This is a genomic window from Acinetobacter sp. 24-47-67 (assembly GCF_056779735.1).
Genome location: NZ_JBWYIK010000009.1, coordinates 1 through 16,968, shown reverse-complemented (window position 1 = coordinate 16,968; position 16,968 = coordinate 1). Strand labels below are relative to the sequence as shown.

At 37.7% G+C, this 16,968-nt stretch carries 18 protein-coding genes; 11 read left to right on the top strand and 7 right to left on the bottom strand.

Translation table 11 applies throughout. From position 1 onward, the window contains the following. Positions 1-92 precede the first annotated feature (92 nt). Positions 93-704: a Maf family protein gene (locus AC1M9K_RS11005; protein WP_481589288.1), complete on the bottom strand. Its 612-nt coding sequence runs from the start codon at positions 702-704 to the stop codon at positions 93-95. Continuing rightward, on the bottom strand, positions 704-1,087 hold the full coding sequence (locus AC1M9K_RS11000; RefSeq protein WP_035269188.1) for a DUF2237 family protein: 384 nt from the start codon (positions 1,085-1,087) through the stop codon (positions 704-706). The genes AC1M9K_RS11005 and AC1M9K_RS11000 overlap by 1 nt, the downstream gene beginning before the upstream one ends. A 138-nt stretch (positions 1,088-1,225) precedes the next feature. Here AC1M9K_RS11000 and AC1M9K_RS10995 point away from each other — a divergent pair, with 138 nt between their 5' ends. From AC1M9K_RS10995 to AC1M9K_RS10980, 4 genes are all read left to right on the top strand, one after another. After that, a complete protein-coding gene (locus AC1M9K_RS10995) occupies positions 1,226-2,413 on the top strand; it encodes a phosphoglycerate kinase (RefSeq protein ID WP_092767819.1) in 1,188 nt (395 codons plus the stop codon). A gap of 120 nt (positions 2,414-2,533) precedes the next feature. Continuing rightward, positions 2,534-2,782 (top strand): hypothetical protein, encoded by a 249-nt coding sequence (locus AC1M9K_RS10990; protein ID WP_481589287.1) that lies wholly within the window; start codon positions 2,534-2,536, stop codon positions 2,780-2,782. Between the two features lie 132 nt (positions 2,783-2,914). After that, entirely contained in the window at positions 2,915-3,952 is a 1,038-nt protein-coding gene (gene fba, locus AC1M9K_RS10985; protein WP_035269168.1) for a class II fructose-bisphosphate aldolase, read from the top strand. Positions 3,953-4,030: 78 nt separating this feature from the next. Next, positions 4,031-4,879 carry an EamA family transporter gene (locus AC1M9K_RS10980; protein WP_481589286.1) on the top strand — a complete coding sequence of 283 codons (849 nt, stop codon included), beginning with the start codon at positions 4,031-4,033 and terminating at the stop codon, positions 4,877-4,879. A 23-nt stretch (positions 4,880-4,902) separates the two neighbouring features. Here the strand turns inward: AC1M9K_RS10980 and AC1M9K_RS10975 are convergent, their stop codons facing one another. Next, positions 4,903-5,556 (bottom strand): A1S_1983 family putative colistin resistance protein, encoded by a 654-nt coding sequence (locus tag AC1M9K_RS10975; protein WP_035269186.1) that lies wholly within the window; start codon positions 5,554-5,556, stop codon positions 4,903-4,905. 98 nt (positions 5,557-5,654) lie between these two features. Here AC1M9K_RS10975 and ispF point away from each other — a divergent pair, with 98 nt between their 5' ends. Beyond that, on the top strand, positions 5,655-6,140 hold the full coding sequence (gene ispF, locus AC1M9K_RS10970; RefSeq protein ID WP_481589285.1) for a 2-C-methyl-D-erythritol 2,4-cyclodiphosphate synthase: 486 nt from the start codon (positions 5,655-5,657) through the stop codon (positions 6,138-6,140). A 10-nt stretch (positions 6,141-6,150) separates the two neighbouring features. On the opposite strand, the gene AC1M9K_RS10965 is transcribed toward ispF, so the two are convergent. The 3 genes from AC1M9K_RS10965 to AC1M9K_RS10955 all read right to left on the bottom strand — a co-directional run bounded on the left by AC1M9K_RS10965 (position 6,151) and on the right by AC1M9K_RS10955 (position 8,952). After that, positions 6,151-6,675, bottom strand: coding sequence for a protein-tyrosine phosphatase family protein (locus AC1M9K_RS10965; RefSeq protein WP_481589284.1), 525 nt, complete (start codon positions 6,673-6,675; stop codon positions 6,151-6,153). A 48-nt stretch (positions 6,676-6,723) separates the two neighbouring features. Further along, positions 6,724-7,815, bottom strand: coding sequence for a 3-deoxy-7-phosphoheptulonate synthase (locus AC1M9K_RS10960; RefSeq protein ID WP_051586615.1), 1,092 nt, complete (start codon positions 7,813-7,815; stop codon positions 6,724-6,726). 261 nt (positions 7,816-8,076) lie between these two features. Further along, positions 8,077-8,952 (bottom strand): sulfite exporter TauE/SafE family protein, encoded by an 876-nt coding sequence (locus AC1M9K_RS10955; protein WP_481589283.1) that lies wholly within the window; start codon positions 8,950-8,952, stop codon positions 8,077-8,079. A gap of 186 nt (positions 8,953-9,138) precedes the next feature. Between AC1M9K_RS10955 and lpxB the strand changes: the two genes are divergently transcribed. After that, positions 9,139-10,308, top strand: coding sequence for a lipid-A-disaccharide synthase (lpxB, locus tag AC1M9K_RS10950; protein ID WP_481589282.1), 1,170 nt, complete (start codon positions 9,139-9,141; stop codon positions 10,306-10,308). Between the two features lie 35 nt (positions 10,309-10,343). On the opposite strand, the gene AC1M9K_RS10945 is transcribed toward lpxB, so the two are convergent. Beyond that, the gene (locus tag AC1M9K_RS10945) at positions 10,344-11,219 is read right to left on the bottom strand and encodes a DUF2797 domain-containing protein (protein WP_092767828.1); all 876 of its coding nucleotides are present in this window, start codon (positions 11,217-11,219) and stop codon (positions 10,344-10,346) included. Positions 11,220-11,250: 31 nt separating this feature from the next. Between AC1M9K_RS10945 and AC1M9K_RS10940 the strand changes: the two genes are divergently transcribed. The 5 genes from AC1M9K_RS10940 (at position 11,251) to AC1M9K_RS10920 (ending at position 16,590) form a co-directional block, all read left to right on the top strand. After that, positions 11,251-11,718 (top strand): DUF6231 family protein, encoded by a 468-nt coding sequence (locus AC1M9K_RS10940; RefSeq protein ID WP_092767830.1) that lies wholly within the window; start codon positions 11,251-11,253, stop codon positions 11,716-11,718. Between the two features lie 101 nt (positions 11,719-11,819). Continuing rightward, a complete protein-coding gene (locus tag AC1M9K_RS10935) occupies positions 11,820-12,434 on the top strand; it encodes a YidB family protein (RefSeq protein WP_481589281.1) in 615 nt (204 codons plus the stop codon). 163 nt (positions 12,435-12,597) lie between these two features. Then, entirely contained in the window at positions 12,598-13,059 is a 462-nt protein-coding gene (locus tag AC1M9K_RS10930) for a hypothetical protein (RefSeq protein WP_481589280.1), read from the top strand. Beyond that, on the top strand, positions 13,056-14,651 hold the full coding sequence (locus AC1M9K_RS10925) for an FAD-dependent oxidoreductase (RefSeq protein WP_481589279.1): 1,596 nt from the start codon (positions 13,056-13,058) through the stop codon (positions 14,649-14,651). The genes AC1M9K_RS10930 and AC1M9K_RS10925 overlap by 4 nt, the downstream gene beginning before the upstream one ends. Positions 14,652-14,712: 61 nt before the next feature. Next, on the top strand, positions 14,713-16,590 hold the full coding sequence (locus AC1M9K_RS10920) for a 5'-nucleotidase C-terminal domain-containing protein (protein ID WP_481589278.1): 1,878 nt from the start codon (positions 14,713-14,715) through the stop codon (positions 16,588-16,590). The last annotated feature ends 378 nt before the right edge of the window (positions 16,591-16,968 follow it).

Below are 16,968 nucleotides of genomic sequence, written 5' to 3'. Positions count from 1 at the left end.
GTTTTTTAAAAAATTATAAATTTATTGAAATATTGAAAAATGAACCAAAAAACCGAACAATCATGCTCGGTTTTTGCAAATCTAAGAAAGAATTAAGGTACTAGAATTTTCAATTCACGTAAAATCTTACACAATTGGATCATCGGCATACCCATCAACGTGGTTTGGTCTTGTCCGATCATTTCTTCAAATAAGCTGATTCCTAAACTTTCGCATTTGAAACTTCCAGCACATTGCAAAGGTTGCTCAAGTGCGACATAACGCTGAATTTCTTCCAGATTCAAATGCCTAAATTTGACCTTGTAATGTTCAACAATGGTTTCTTCAAACTCAGATGAAGCGTGTTGAACACTCAATGCAGTACTGAAATAAACAATTTTTCCTGAATTTGCTTGAAGCTGTTTGATTGCTTTTTCAGGAGATAAAGGTTTTCCAATAAATATGTCAGGTGCGCCTTCACGCCAAGCCACCTGATCAGAACCAATAACGATCGCATCTGGATCTTTCTCAGCAAAATATTTTGCTTTTTCATATGCAAGTCGATAGGCAAGATCATCGGCATGGCTTTCCCCACGCGGAGTCTCATCGATATCGGGTGATATTTGTTCAAAATCGATATGTAATCGATTAAGTAATTCCTTACGTGTCTGACTGCCAGAAGCTAAAATAATTCTTGCTGACGTTGAAGCAACATGATGATTCATTACACAGAGAATTCCATTAAAATATCGATCGGGACATAAGCAAGTACTGACTGATGACATGCCTGAAGTTTTAGATTCGGTGCCATATCATTCTGATAAGCTTCGACCCAGCGCGTCACACAAATACACCAGAAATCACCAGGTTTTAAACCGGGAAAACCAACTTCGGGTAGTGGTGTTGTTAAATCATTCCCAATTCGTTGCGAGAAACTTAAGAATTCAGACGTCATTTCGGCACAGACTGTATGTTGACCTAAATCAGAGGGTGCAGTGTGGCAAAAACCATTTCTGAAATATCCTGTGATAGGATCAAAACAACAACTGGCGAGCGGTTCGCCGAAAACATTTAAACGATTAATACTTGGATCTGGATGGATAGACATAGCAACACTTTGTGGTTCGACTCCATCTATCATAATCAAATCTAAAGATTTCTACAGCTTTTCTGAAATTTTACTCACTTTTTTTAGCATAATCATTTAGAATCTATGCGGTTTTGATATCTATAAAGTGAGCTATACATGAACTTTCAGCGTATGACTGACCTCGATTTAGCAGGTAAACGTGTTCTGATCCGTGAAGACTTAAACGTTCCTGTTAAAAATGGTGTGATTACGAGTGATGCACGTTTACGCGCTGCATTACCAACAATTAAAGCCGCTCTTGAAAAAGGCGCAGCAGTAATGGTTTATTCTCACCTTGGTCGTCCAGTTGAAGGTGAGCCTAAAGCTGAACAATCACTTGCACCTGTTGCTGCCTACTTAACTGAAGCATTGGGTCAAGAAGTTAAATTACTCACTGAATATTTGGATGGTGTTGAAGTTGCACCAGGCCAAGTTGTGTTACTTGAAAACTGTCGCTTTAACACAGGCGAAAAGAAAAATAATCCAGAGTTGGCAGCAAAATATGCAGCACTTTGTGATGTGTTTGTGATGGATGCATTTGGTACTGCACATCGTGCAGAAGCATCAACAGAAGGTGTGGCTCGTCTTGCTAAAGTTGCAGCAGCAGGTCCATTACTTGCCGCTGAATTAGATGCACTTGGTCGTGCGCTTCAGACGCCTGAAAAACCAATGGTTGCTATTGTAGCGGGTTCAAAAGTATCGACTAAACTAGATGTTTTAACATCGTTATCAGTTATTTGTGATCAGCTCATTGTCGGTGGTGGTATAGCGAATACATTCTTAGCAGCTGCGGGCTATAACGTTGGTAAATCACTTTGTGAAAATGACTTAATCGATACAGCTAAAGCAATTGCTGCGAAAGTATCGGTTCCATTGCCAACAGATGTTGTTGTTGCTGACGCATCAGAAATTAACTTTGATGACTTCCTTGGCTCATTAGCGGCAGCAAAAGCCGTAGTGAAAAAAGTTGAAGATGTTGCTGACAATGACATGATTCTTGATGTTGGTCCAGAAACAGCTCAAGCATTTGCTGAAATTTTAAAAACTTCAAAAACAATTCTTTGGAATGGTCCAGTAGGCGTATTTGAGGTTGATCAATTTGGTGAGGGCACGAAAGCGCTATCTTTAGCGATTGCAGAATCTGAAGGTTTCTCTATCGCCGGTGGTGGTGATACTTTAGCTGCGATTGATAAGTATGCAGTGGCTGACAAAATTGGATATATCTCGACGGGTGGTGGTGCTTTCCTTGAATTTGTAGAAGGCAAGACATTACCAGCAGTCGCTGTTCTACTTGAACGCGCTTAATTGGATTTAAGAAAAAAGACCTTTTAAGAAGGTCTTTTTTTATGACTAATTTTCGTCATGAAAATGAAATAATTTTGAAATATTATGATCATAATCTGATTTATCATGCGGAATAACATCATGAAATTACAATTAGGCGTAATTACACTATTGGCTGCTACTCTTGCAATGACGGCTTGTTCTAAACAAGAAAGTGCACCAGCTGCAGATCATACATCAACATCAGAAGTTGCTGTTGAAGCATCAGATATTAGTGCTGAACAACAAGCGGCTATCGATGCTATTGATCAGCCATTACAAGATGAAAATAATACTGATGTTCCAGAAGAAGTTGCAAATGCACCTGCTGATCAAGCAACGGCGGAGTGATTTTCTACTTTAATAAGTATTAAATTGAAAATCTCCCTGCAATTGCAGGGATTTTTTATGAAATACTGTCAATTGTTGCTGAATTGAAACACAGGTCAGGTTAGAATATGGAGCATTACCTGGGAGGAAATTATGGCTCTTATTTCAATGCGCCAGCTCTTGGATCACGCCGCAGAACATAGTTACGGCGTACCAGCGTTTAACGTAAACAACTTAGAACAAATGCGCGCGATTATGTTAGCCGCAGATGAAACAAATTCACCTGTTATTGTTCAAGCATCTGCTGGTGCTCGTAAATATGCTGGTGCTCCATTCTTACGCCATCTTATTTTGGCTGCAATCGAAGAATGGCCACACATTCCAGTTGTGATGCACCAAGACCATGGTACTGATCCTGACGTTTGCCAACGCTCAATCCAATTGGGCTTTTCATCAGTAATGATGGATGGTTCATTAGGTGCAGATGGTAAAACACCAACAACTTATGATTACAACGTAGATGTAACTCGTCGTGTTGTTCAAATGGCACATGCGTGTGGTGTATCTGTAGAAGGTGAGATTGGTTGCCTAGGTAGCCTTGAAACTGGTCTGGCTGGTGAAGAGGATGGTGTTGGCGCTGAAGGTGTTCTAGATCATTCACAACTCCTTACTTCGGTTGAAGAGGCGACTCAATTTGTCGCTGATACTAACGTTGATGCGTTAGCAATTGCAGTTGGTACTTCACATGGCGCTTATAAATTTACGCGTCCACCTACAGGTGATATTTTAGCGATTGATCGTATTAAAGAGATCCACGCCGCACTTCCAAATACTCATCTTGTAATGCATGGTTCAAGTTCAGTTCCACAAGAATGGTTAGCGATTATTAACCAATACGGTGGTGACATCAAAGAAACTTACGGTGTTCCTGTTGAGCAGTTGGTTGAAGCAATTAAGCACGGTGTACGTAAAATCAATATCGACACTGACTTACGTTTAGCTTCAACAGGTGCTATGCGTCGTATGATGGCTGAAAAACCAAGCGAATTTGATCCACGTAAATTCTTTGCTCAAACTGTTGAAGCAATGAAGCAAATCTGTGTAGATCGTTATACTGCATTTGGCACAGCAGGTCATGCTGACAAGATTCGTCCAATTTCTTTAGAGAAAATGGTAGATCGTTATAAATAATTAATAAAATTATTTATAATTTTAAAAAGCCCACAGTGATTGTGGGCTTTTTCTTGAATAAAAAAATAAGAGCAAATTATGGAACTGATTTTTTCAGCAGCTTTGTGCAGCGTACTAGTATCGATTTTACTGAAGTTTAGTAAATCTCGTGGATTTGATGACATGCAAATGATTGCATGGAATTATGCTATCGCCACGATACTCTGTTTTTTTTGGTTTAAGCCAGATCTCTACCAAATATCATTAACCTCCACACCTTGGTGGCTTATTGGGTTGTTGGGAATAGCTTTACCCTCAATATTCTTGCTGCTTTCCAAATCACTTGATCAAGCTGGAATTATCAGAACTGAAATCGCGCAAAGATTATCCGTTGTTCTTTCATTGTTGGCAGCCTATTTTCTTTTCCAAGAAAAATTTAGCACCCTGAAATTGATTGGTATTGCATTGGGTTTGGGTGCAATTGTTTTGATCATTTTCTCTAAAACATCGACACCAACATTGCAAACAAAAAAAGCAGGAATGTATTTGCTCGCAGTTTGGCTTGGCTATGCACTCGTAGATGTTCTGTTAAAATACAGTACAAGTTTAGGATTAAAATTTGCAGTCAGTTTAAACTTGATGTTTGTGTTTGCTTTCATTATTTCTATGGGATATTTGTCCCTGCGTCAAACATCATGGACATTGCAAAATTTTCTTGCTGGACTAAGTTTAGGTGTATTGAATTTTGCCAATATTGCACTTTATGTGAAAGCACATATGTTGTTAAAGGATTCACCCGCAATTGTATTCGCTGGCATGAATATTTTGGTCGTAGTGTTAGGTGTGATCGCAGGTATATTAGTTTTTAAAGAAAAAATAACGTTAAAAAATAGCTTGGGGATTCTGTTAGCGATCACAGGAGTGTTGTGTTTAGCATTCGCTATTTAACTGTGAATTTGCATACATTCTGTTTAATCATATAGTCGATAGATTCCACTAAAGCGCTCACAGCCTGTTTGCTCAGTTGAGACAATTAGTAATGATTTTTGATATTTGAGTTTGTACTGACAATCATGCTCATTATCAATAATTTCGTGTTTGCTTTGAGTGGTCGTATAAGCCAATAACGGAATCGTTTGAGTTTCTAGGCGATTGTTAGGGCTACGATAAGCAATACCTTCAATTTTGACGCGATCCTTGCTTAATTGATGAATCTTAAGGTGTACAGGTTGCGTTGCAATTTTACCTTGTTCAAACTTGATGTAATGCTGAGTAAGCGTTTGATTCATCGACATGTAAAAGTTTAAATCATCAATGCGTTGATTGATTTGTAATGACACACAATTTTTATTTTTACACTGCTGCAGTCGATTCAGCCAAAGCTGTTGTGTATCTTGAATTAATCGAGTTGGTGCATCAGTAACTAAGTAGGATGTTAAAAAGCGTTCATTCAATTCATCTCTCAAAGATGAAAAATCAGCAGCACAAATCATGGAATTTTTAAAACTTGATTGCGGCTTATCACATTGAATAAGTTGTGCCTGTGCGACAGAAACACTGCTTAATCCAATGAAAAAGATAGAAATTAAAGGTTTCATCCAACTTGATACGCTTTTTGACAACATCATCGCTTATACTTTCAAATGTTTGCGCATCTACTATAGCGAACAAGAATCAAAGAATACAAGATTTCATTTTCAAAAACTGTGTAAAGGAGTTCAATGTGAGCTTAGCTATTCGTATAGGTCAAGGTATTGATGTTCATGCTTTTGAGGAAGGCGATTATGTCACATTGGCTGGTATTCGTATTCCGCATACACATGGTTTGAAAGCACACTCTGATGGAGATGTAGTTTTACATGCACTTTGTGATGCATTGTTGGGTGCTTTAGCGCTCGGTGATATTGGACAGCACTTTCCAGATACTGATGAACAGTTCAAAGGCGCGGACAGTAAGGTTTTATTAAAGCATGTTTATCAGTTGATATTGGATCGTGGTTATCAACTGAATAATGCGGATATTACAGTGGCTTGTGAGCGTCCAAAATTAGCGAAACATAATTTAGATATGCGTCAAAGTATTGCAGATGTACTTGATGTGGATATCAATCAGATTAGTATTAAAGCCACCACCACTGAAAAATTAGGATTTACTGGTCGTCAGGAAGGAATTCTGTCTATAGCGACCGTATTAATTAGTCATCAATAAACAATTTTGATCATTCAAAGTTTTGCGCTTTCATCAAAGAGGCTTGCAGTTCTTGAGTGGCTTTACGTCCTTGCAACTGTAAGCCGACCGCGTGCATTAACCCAGTCCAAGTGTTGTTGGGTTCCCATACTTGGTGTAATAGCTCATGTGCTGTAGGTAAATCCATATTCATATAATGTAGTCGGTACAGATAGATTAATGAACTACATTGATGATTTTTGGTGCAATGTATCCAGACCATTCTCTCTTTAACGAGATGATCGATCAGATCGAGTACAAATAAACATTGATCATCATGTGGAAATTCTGGATCAATAGGCACTTGGATGTAGTTAAGACCAATTTCAGCACTCAAGCGATCTTCATGATTTAAGTTGGGTGTAGCATCATTAAAAGCGAGATTAATGATGGTATCGATACCATAGGCTTTAATTGATTTAAGTTGTTCTTCGTTTGGCTGACCTGAGCTAAACAAATGCTCATGAACAAATTGAAAATGGGGGATTGAGCTTAGTTCTTTTTCGAGTTGATCCATGATTTAACCTTATAAAAAAACGCCATCGTGTGATGGCGTTTTATCTGATTAACGTTGTGGTAGAACGTCTTTCAAAGCTGCATCCATTTCCAACAGAACTTTTTCAGTTGTTTCCCAATCGATGCATCCATCTGTAACAGACTTACCATACTCTAAATCGCAAAGATTTGCAGGAATATCTTGGCGGCCACCTTTTAAATGACTTTCAACCATAATACCTACGATCGATTTATTGCCATCTAAAATTTGTTCAGTGATATTTTTTAGAACCAATGGCTGAAGGTATGGGTCTTTATTAGAGTTGGCATGACTCGCATCAATCATGATCTTGTTGCTTACTTTTGCTTTCGCTAATGCATTTTCAGCTTCTGCTACAGAGCCAGCATCATAATTTGGTTTGCCATTACCACCACGTAACACGACATGGGCATATTGGTTACCTTTAGTACGAATCACCGAAACTTGACCTTGGTCATTTAAGCCAAGGAAACTATGGCCATGTTTTACAGATTGCATCGCATTGGTCGCAACAGTGAGACCGCCATCCGTACCATTTTTAAAGCCGACTGGAGATGATAAACCTGAAGACATCTCGCGGTGTGTTTGGCTCTCTGTTGTACGTGCACCGATTGCTGACCAAGAAATTAAGTCTTGGTAGTACTGTGGAGAGTTTGGATCAAGCGCTTCAGTTGCGCATGGCAGACCTTTCTCATTGAGTTCAAGCAACAATTTACGGCCTAAACGTAAACCTTTTTCAATATTGAAAGAGTCATTCATGTCAGGGTCATTAATTAAGCCTTTCCAACCCACTGTTGTACGAGGCTTCTCGAAATACACGCGCATGATGATATAAAGCGTGTCTTTCACTTTTTCGCTTAAAACTTTTAAACGATCAGCATAATCATGAGCTGCTGCAGGATCGTGAATAGAGCATGGTCCAATGACTACGAATAAACGTTTGTCGTTGCCATCTAAGATATTACGTACAGTTTCACGACCTTTTAGGACTGTTTGGTATGCATTATCAGTTAACGGTAATTCTGTTTTTAATTCAGCAGGAGTAACAAGAGGCTGAATGCTTTGTACATTCACGTCATCAATGTCGTTTTGGGTGATAGAATTTGACTGTAAAGTATTCATTGCCGTCACTGGTTCGTTTTTACAAGAAAATGTTCAATCTATTGAATATAGCATGATTCAGTAGATCATTTGTTATCAAAAAGTTGAATGGATTTAATAAAAAAAAGTAATCAAATTGTCTTTTTGGTATTAATCAGAGTTTCTACTTGTATTGTATAGAATGATTTAATTTTTGAAAATTATTAAATTGAATAAATCATTTAATTTCACCTCAGTGAATTATACAGCTTCACTGAGGTTACAGTTTGAACATGATATTAACTAAGACTGGGCTTGAGTTGAGGTTTCAATAACTGCCTCAGGTGCGGTCACAGGTTTCGCTTTGACTGGATTAAGCATGAAGTTAACACCAATGGCAAATAAGGTGATGCCTAGTACCTTGCGAATAATTTTTTCAGGTAAATGGGAGCTCACCAGCGTACCAACGATGATTGCAGGAATCGATCCGACTAAAAGCCACATCAATAAATTGAAATCCACATTACCTGAATTCATATGCCCCATACCTGCCACGAGCGTCAGTAAAACTGCATGGACAACATCTGAACCAATAATTCTAATCATAGGTAAATTAGGGAACATGATGATCAGCGCCATAATGCCGAATGCACCCGCGCCAACTGAAGATAAGGTCACAAAAATGCCCAATATAATACCCATTAAAGCAATATATAAACGCTTCTGCTTTAATTTTTCTCGAGTTAATTCAACTTCCTCTTCAGTAACTTCTTTGGAAAATTTTTTGAAGAATTTTTCTACCTGTGTACGGAATACAATTGAAATACCAGTAATGGTGAGCATAAAGCCTAAAACCATCGTGAGAATGGCTTTGTAATGTGTGGATTGACTCAAATAGTTGTCTAAAACCCAAGTTGTGGCTAAAGAGGCTGGAATACTTCCGATCGCAAGCCAAATGACGATGGGCCAAACAATATTAAGCTTTTTTGCATGTACAAAAGAGCCGCAAAACTTAGAAATCGCGGCATAAAGTAGATCTGTACCAATTGCAATATGTGGTTCAATTTTAAATAAACCAATTAAGATAGGCGTCATAAGTGAGCCACCACCCACGCCAGTGACCCCTACACAGAAACCAACTAAAACACCTGCTAAAATATATTCAATAGAACCGTACATCGTTTGTGCTACTTATCAGAAAACCGGCATATCTTATGATTTTTGAATATAAGCTGTTGTCTTGATTATTCATTTACTTATTCAAAAATAAGATAAAGCATTACTAAGTTAGGATATTTCAAGAACTCAATCTGTTATGAGATGCTTATGTTAAGATACTTATAGAGCATGAAAGAGGATATTCATTTGCAAAATCGAAAACTTAAAATTGGCATTGTGGTTGGTGAAGTTTCAGGTGATACCTTAGGCGCCAAATTAATACGTCGTTTTCGAGAGCAGGGAATTAATGCTGAATTTGAAGGAATTGGCGGTCCTCAAATGATTGCAGAGGGTTTTAAAAGCTATTATGCGATGGATATTCTATCGGTGATGGGAATTGTTGAAGTATTAAAAGATATTAAAAAACTTTTTGCGGTTCGAGATGGCTTGGTTGATCAATGGACTAAACAACCTGTTGATATTTTTATAGGGATAGACGCACCAGATTTTAACTTGCGCTTAGCAAAGAAAATAAAGCAAAAATCGTTGCCAATTAAGACTGTTCAATATGTGAGTCCTTCGGTTTGGGCATGGCGTCAAGGTCGTGTTCATGGTATCAAAGCCTCAATTGACTTGGTGCTTTGCCTATTCCCATTCGAAAAAACTTTTTATGATCGATTTAATGTGCCAGCGGTATTTGTTGGACATCCTCTCGCTAATCAATTACCGCTGGAAAATCATATACTCGATGCAAAGCAGGCGCTTGGTTTAAATCCTGCACAAAAACATATCGCATTACTGCCTGGAAGTCGTCGTGGTGAAGTTGATAAGTTAGGGCCACTTGTATTAGATGCAGCGAAGATTGTCCATCAAAAATATCCTGAGTATCAATTTTTAATTCCAGCCATCAATGAGGCTCGTAAACAACAAATTGAGCAGATCTTAATAGGTTACCCAGATAGGCTCAGAGATAATATCAAGTTAATGGAAAATATTGATGCGGAATCTAAAATAGGTCGGATGGTCATGGATGCCAGTGATATTGTGGCGTTGGCATCGGGTACTGCAACACTTGAGGCGATGTTATTGCATCGTCCCATGGTGACTTTTTATAAGTTAAATAGTTTGACCTACTGGATTGCGAAACTTTTAGTGAAAATTCCTTATTATTCTTTACCTAATATTATTGCAGGTAAAAAAGTAATTCAGGAGTTAATCCAGAATGATGCAACTCCAGAAAACTTAGCACATGAGATTGAGTTGTTGATGAATATCGAAAACTCAAAAATACAATCTATGCAATTGTTGACGATGCACAAGCAACTATTGTCGGATCAAAATGAAGATCCAGTGCACGCAATTCTATCTATCCTTTAAAAAAAGCCTCATATTGAGGCTTTATTGATTTAGTATTATGAATCAGCACGAATTTTTAATTCATAACCCGTATATTTGCGTATATTGATTACACCTGTGTCCATAATCAGATATTGTCCTTTGATACCGTGCAGTTTTCCACGTATGACTGGCGTTTTGTCTAAGTTATGCGATTTAATTTTTTCAGGATATTGATCGACAGGATAAATGAATTCACGAGGAAGTTCGTTTTCTAAAATTTCTACATTTTCATTGAAATCTAGGCTCATGCTGAACTCATCTCGAATAGTTTCAATTTGAGGTTCAAACTCCGTGAGCAATTCATCTCTGATCTCTAACAAATTTACCTTTTCCGCTTCACCTTTCAGCAATTTTCTCCAGTCTGTTTTATCAGCGACTTGCGTACCAAACATGACTTCAAGTTGTCCTGATAACCGACGAGAGCCCACTTTCATAATAGGTAAAGCTTGGGTAGCCCCTTGATCTAGCCAACGTGTTGGCATTTGACCTAAACGGGTAATGCCAACCTTTAATGCACTTGAATTGGCAAGATAGACAATATGGGGTTGAAAGCATACTTCTTGAGCAAAGCTTTCTTCACGACAAGTCCCTAAATGGTAATGGCATGTTTCTGGCTTCATAATACACATATCACAGGCTGCTTTCGTTTTCATGCATTTAAAGCAGTGACCTTGGGAGTATGATTTTGGTGTTTTATTCCCACAGGAAACACAGTAAATTTTGCCGGTCCATTCAATTTCAATTTCTTGACCTAAGTTGAACGGGAGATTGATTTCTGAACGATCTAAAATAAATTTATATTCAACATTTGCCTGTTGTGTTTGTTGTTCAGTTACACTTAGGTTGGTTAAACCAGCGTGCATTTTATGACAAATGCCCTGTAATTCCATGCTTTAATCTCACTCAAATAAGGTGCAGCTCATGGCTGAGAAAAATGTCATCACGTCAATGCTAGACGATTTATCTAAAGAACAGCCAATTCAAACTGCCGTATGTCTTGGTCAGGATCTCAGCCAAGACTATGCTCAAACAATCCAGTGGAATCATTTTAACGTAACTGAATTTTTAATGCTTCCTTTTCAGCAACGCTATGATCTAGGTGTTGTGATTTTAAATAATGAACAGATGGATACACTATCAACCCATCATAAATCACAAATGCTGGTAAAACTGCGTGATTTAATGGCAAAAAGAATCGTCGTGTTGAGTCATATTGCAGATGAACAATTATTAAGAAGTCTTGGATTCACGCAGCTCATTGAGCAAAAGAATACAGAGCAAGATTTCGCCTTATGGCAATTCAATATTTTGAATTATAAGCATGTGCCAGATTGGTTCAATTCTAAGTTTTGGGCTAATCCAGAAAATTGGAATAAGTTTCGATGGTAATGGCAAACTTTGAGTTTATCAAAACACAACAATTTCAATGTACAAAGCCATGTTTTTAACGATATGCTGATTAATGAAAATAAGAATCTAAAGGTGTCTTGATGACAAATTTAAGTAATATCGTTGAAATTTTAGCGAAACAGGCTTTAGGCGGTAATCAACAATCTAATCAATCGGGATTGGGTGGTGTACTTGGTTCGGTACTCGGGAGTTTAACGGGACAAAATAATCAGACCAATCAAAACCAACAACAAGGTGGATTGGGAGGGATTTTGGGATCTGTACTTGGTGGTCTATCTGGTAGTCAATCTGGTGGTGTTGGCAAATCATCAGGTCTAAACGCTCAAACCTTATTAATCGCAGTAGTTCCTTTAATTCTTAATTGGATTCAAAAGAATGGCGGTTTGCAAGGTGCGCTTGATCAACTGAAAGGTCAGGGGCTGACGAGTCAAGTGGATGATTGGGTTTCAACTGGTCCTGGCGAAAATGCCAATGTCAGCACGCAACAAGTTCAAAATTTATTTGATCAGCAAGATGTAGAGCAAGTTGCACAAGAAGCGCAAGTTCCTAAACAGGATGTATACAATGCGATTTCTTCAGTCTTACCACAAATTATTGATTCGCTTACACCTCAAGCAAATAAGACCGATCCACAAGAAGCGAATTCAGATATACAAAATGTGTTGAATCTTGTATCAGGATTTTTAAAGAAATAAAGTGAAATTAATTTGAGTTGAAAAGCCGGAGGTGACATACATTCGGCTTTTTTTATGCAATCGATCAAAGTATGTATGTGGAATAAAATTTAAACGATTGATATATTTCATAAAGAAGCATAGGACATGCTGAATAAAACAAAAATCATTGAGGGAGAAATTCATGATCCGTAAGGAGCATTTAATCACTGCTTCGTTGTCCTCGATTAAGGCAACCTATCAACAACTTTCATCCGCGCCACTTGCCATGAGACAAGGAGAATATCAGGCTCAGTTTATTGGTCCTTGGTGGTTAAGAGTGTCTGCAGCACCGAGTTTATTTTTAAGTGGATTGGGGGGGTGGTTTGGGAAAAAATTCATCAGTCAAAATTTAGTCACTAATATTTTACTCAATCGCGGGCAGAGAAGTGAAAAGCTTCAAATGGAGTGTCTAGAAGAGGCGTCTTTGATTGATGGAAAACAAACGATCGCCTTGTATTATGGCAAGACAGCACCAATTCCATGGCGTTGGGTGGTTGATGAGTTAAGACAGCTTGATGAACATACGATGTTGTGTATGACTATCATTAATCTTCCTTTTTTAAAGCATTTTTCATTTCCATTTATTCTAAGTCGTGATGTATGAAATCAAAATTTGAATATGATGTCATTATTGTAGGTTCAGGCTTTGGTGGAAGTGTATCTGCGCTAAGATTGTCTGAGCTTGGATTAAAAGTAGCTGTGCTAGAGCAGGGAAGAAGGCTCACTGAAGATGATTTACATCGAGCAAGTCGGAGTTCTAAATACTTAAATTGGGCACCGACGTTAGGGATGAAGGGTTTTCTTGCACAAGACGTATTCCAACATATGGGTGTGGTTCGAGGGGTTGCCGTTGGTGGTGGCAGTGTTGTTTATGCTGCTGTGTTGTTAAAACCAGGTCAAAAGTTTTATCGTGATCCAACTTGGAGTCATTTGTCAGAAGACTGGGAGAGGGAATTACAACCGCACTATCAGATGGCTCAGTCCATGCTAGGTGTAAGTTTAAATCCATATAAAGGTCAGCAAGATGAGTGGTTAAAACAAACAGCAGAACAAATGGGTTCTGGAGATAGTTTTGACACTGTACCACAGGGAATTTACTTTGGTGATCCTCATCAATGGGTGAGTGATCCGCTTTTGAATGGTCAAGGTCCCGAACGAATAGGCTGTAATCAGTGCGGAAATTGTATAACGGGGTGTGCGCAGGGTGCGAAGAATAGTTTGGATAAAAACTATTTATATCTTGCAGAGAACAATGGAGTTGAGATTATTCCAGAAACCAAAGTAACTCATCTTTCACATGTTGATGGAAAATATATCATTCATACATATCAGTCATTTAACTCCAAAGAAAAACAAGATTACTCTGCGAAACAGGTCATTCTATCCGCAGGTGTTATAGGAACTGTTGAAATTTTGTTTGCTTCAAGAGATGTGTTTAAAACCTTACCGAATATTTCTGGTCAGTTAGGTGAACATATTCGAACCAATAGTGAGGCGATTGTTGCGATCTCTAATAATGATAAAACAATAGATTTAACGAGAGGGACGACCATTTCCAGTCATTTTCATGCAGATGACAAAACACATATTACTCAGAATCGATTTCCAGCAAGTTATGAGTTTATGAAGTTTTATATGGGACCACTGGTCAATGGCGATCAACCTGTAAAACGTGCACTCCATGTTTTAAAGCATTTTTTTCTGCACCCCTTTGTTTCAACTCGATCATGGCGTTCTAAAAACTGGCATAAACGTGTCACTGTATTAACCGTCATGCAACAGGCAGACAATCAACTACGATTTGTATATGGACGTACTGCACTCAGAGGTTTTAGGCGTTTTTTGAAAACGCAGGTTTCAGTTGGAGAAAGAGCGCCGTCTTTTATACCGTTAGCAAATGAAGCTGCGGAAAAATTTGCTGAAGTAAGTGGTGGTCAAGCACAGAATAATATATTGGAAAGTATGGGGCACTTATCTGTTACAGCGCATATATTGGGTGGTGCAGTTATGGCTGAAGATTCCTCTAAAGGTGTGATTGACTCTAATCATCAGGTTTTTGGCTATCAAGGCTTATATGTAGTTGATGGAAGTGCGATTCCTGTGAATGTCGGTGTTAATCCGAGTTTGACCATTACGGCATTAGCTGAGCGATTTGCGGAAAAATATAAAATCAGTCATTTCGATAAAGTGTCATAAATCCACCATCATAATGTCATATCTTCGTTGAATACTCTTGGTTTAAATAAGGAGTATTCAAATGAAGAACAAGAAAAAAATAACAGCTCTTCTCTTAACGACATCGTTATTGCTAAGTAGTTGTGGTGGAGATGACCAAAAATCTAATCCTAATATTACACAACCCTCAGAGTTAAAAATTCTTCATATTAATGACCATCACTCCCATTTAGATGGTGAAGAGCTTAGCTTTAATTTTGATTTAGGTCATGGTGAAGAACAACTAGTCGTTTCGCGTGGTGGATTTTCTCGTGTAGCAACATTTATGAATCTAATGGCAGAAAATCATCCGAATGTAGTGAAAATTCATGCTGGTGATGCGATAACAGGAGATTTGTATTATAACCTCTCAAATGGAAAAGCTGACGCTGAAATGATGAATACAGTGTGTTTTGATACTTTTACCTTGGGAAATCATGAATTTGATGCAAAAGATCAAGGCTTAAAAGATTTTATTGGTTTTTTAGACGAAGGACACTGTAAAGAGCAAACAGAGATTCTTTCTGCAAATGTTGAATTTGGGGTGAGTTCACCTTTATATCAGACAGATCGGATTCAAAAATCTATTGTTCTTGAGCGGAATGGGGAAAAATATGGGGTTGTGGGGCTCACCATTGCATCAAAAACTAAAAACTCCTCTCAACCAAATCAAGACACATTATTCCGAGATGAAATTACAGTAGCTCAAAATGAGATTAATCAACTCAAAAAACAGGGAATTAAAAAAATTATTTTACAAACACATGTAGGCTATGAACTTGATCAAAAATTAGCACAAGAACTTACGGATGTGGATGTGATAATTGGAGGCGACTCTCACACATTGTTTGGACCTCATATATTAGAAAAGTATGGTATGTCTCCTGTCGCTACCTACCCATTACAATTGAAAAATAAAAATGGCGAATCTGTTTGTGTTGCTCAAGCATGGCAATACAGTTATGTGGTTGGTGAACTTAACGTAAAATTTAATGCAGATGGTGCGGTTCAAAGTTGTGTGGGTAAACCGCATGTGTTAATTGGCGATGATTTTAAACGTAAGCAAAATAATGAAAGAGTCAGTGATCAAGAAAAAAAATATATAGAACATCAATTCGAAAAAGAACGAGCTCCTTTTTCTATTATTAAAGAAGATCAAAATATTTTGAGTGTCTTAGAGCCCTATAAGCAATCTAAAAAATTATTTGCAGTCAAAGTTGTTGGACAGGCAGTTGATAATTTATGTTCAAGACGTGTGCCGGGAACTCAATTTGATCGCTCACGATCATCTTTAGGTGATGTGTGTAATTTGAATGCGCATGTCGATGCCCATGGTGGTGATATTCAACAAATGGTTGCCGAAGCATTTCTTAAACAAGGCAAAGAATATTTTAATGCTGATATTTCATTTCAAAATGCAGGTGGAGTAAGAGTTGATTTGGCGAAAGGAAATATCTCTGTAGCAGATATCTACCAAGTCTTACCTTTCAAAAATACGCTCGTTCAATTGAATATGACTGGTCAAGAAATTAAAGATACGCTTGAAGATGCCATTTCAGGCGTGATTGAACAAAAAAATACTGGAAGTTATCCGTATACGGCTGGATTAACTTGGCAAGTTGATATGACGCAGCCTATTGGAAAGCGTATTACAAATATTCAAGTCAGAAATGGGTCTGACCAGCTTGTGCCATTAGATTTAAATCAGTTATATAAAATTGTAACCATCAATTTTTTAGCTGATGGTGCTGATTACTATCATACATTGAAAAAAATTACAGGTGAGCGTCGAATAGAAGTTGGATTGGACTATGCAGAAGCATTCTTAAATTACTTAAATTCAATAGATGGTGATCAAGAAATGAAAACAATTCGAAAATTATCTACTTCATATTATAGTACTCAAAAATACATAGAATAAGATTTAGAGCTTTTTGATCTGAAAATTCCCAATTTAATTGGGGTTTTTTAATTTAATTAATCGTTTTTGTCTATTTTTTAGTGTAAAAAACGTAAATTTGCTTAAAAAATAAACATGCATGAGTTTTTGTTAAAATAAGGGGTTGCAAGGGAGGAAAAAATCTATAGAATGCACCCCATACCGACGAGATACACGGAAACGAACGAAGCAAGTTGCTGAGTTGTTAAGTGTTTCGAGTCCAGCTTCTAGCATTGACGAGATGTTAGAAAGATCATTAAGAGATTATGAAGAACAACTTGTGTGGATTTTTACTGGTTGATTGATCGATATATATTATCATTGATGATTGGTAGAAATTTCTCGAAGTTTATTTGAGCA